Source organism: Campylobacter sp. BCW_6889, assembly GCF_001762535.1.
GTDB lineage: Bacteria > Campylobacterota > Campylobacteria > Campylobacterales > Campylobacteraceae > Campylobacter_D > Campylobacter_D jejuni.
This window is the reverse complement of the sequence record NZ_MJWZ01000042.1, coordinates 1-941: the sequence shown is the minus strand read 5'-3', so window position 1 is coordinate 941 and position 941 is coordinate 1. Positions and strand designations below refer to the sequence as shown.

At 24.5% G+C, this 941-nt stretch carries 2 protein-coding genes and 1 pseudogene; all 3 read left to right on the top strand.

Going from position 1 to position 941, the window contains the following annotated elements:
• Positions 1-359 (top strand): hypothetical protein (locus AJ939_RS03860; RefSeq protein WP_186820912.1); only part of this gene is annotated, 359 nt, incomplete at its 5' end.
• Positions 349-735, top strand: a complete 387-nt coding sequence (locus tag AJ939_RS03855; protein WP_002871073.1) for a hypothetical protein — start codon at positions 349-351, stop codon at positions 733-735. The genes AJ939_RS03860 and AJ939_RS03855, both read left to right, overlap by 11 nt.
• A 14-nt stretch (positions 736-749) precedes the next feature.
• Positions 750-941 (top strand): annotated as a pseudogene (locus tag AJ939_RS03850) (hypothetical protein); the annotation flags it as partial.

The following is a 941-nucleotide window of genomic DNA, read 5'->3' as shown; positions in this document are numbered from 1 at the left end:
TATGGCCTAAAGATACTCCAAAACCTAGAAGTCCTGATTATATTGGTGAAAATGGTAAGATTATTTTAAACATTAAACAAAGAGCCATGGAAATAAAAAATACTTTAAATGGAGGATATAATAGTGTTTCTATAAAGACAAAAGATAAACTCACCAGATATGATTTAGATGGTAAACCACATTATGAGAAGACATCAAAGAAAATAATTGATACGCCTCATAAAATAGAATATACTAAACATATAAATCCTCAAGATCCAACAAAGTATAGAATGTCACAGGGTTTAGTAGAGCCAATATCTCATAAAGATTTAGATATTGTAGAAAATTATTTAAAAAGGCAAAATAATGAAATTTGAGAATTTAAAGCATGGAAGTTTATTTAAAAGAGAATTTTATCTTAAAGATGTAAAAATAGATTTGAAAAATGACTTTTTTGTTTATTCTATCATAACAAATGAAAAAACTTTAGAAATATTTTTTAAATCAGAGAAAAAAGATATACAAGATTTGCAAATTGTTTTTTATGATTATAAGTTACTACACTCAAAATCATATTGTAAAAATTTTAATCAATTAGAAGCTAATTTTATCGATTTAATAAGAAATAATTGGGATGATATAACAGGCTATATTGAAAAAGAAGAAGAGATGTTGATAAGCATATATTTTGATAATGATTTAGAATATATTACTTTAACTTGTAAATATTTTAATATAGATTTTATGGATTAAATAAAGGATAGAAAATGACAAGAGAACAAGCAGAATTAATTATAGAAGAAGAAAAGTTGATTGATACAGATTGGTATCCTTCTTATAAACATTCAGGAGAATACCATCTTACCATGTGGTTTGATTCTGATAATAATAAATACGAAGCTGTTTATATTGGAGAAAGAGGAGGTGTTGAAGATGAATATTCTTTTGATAGTGAAAAA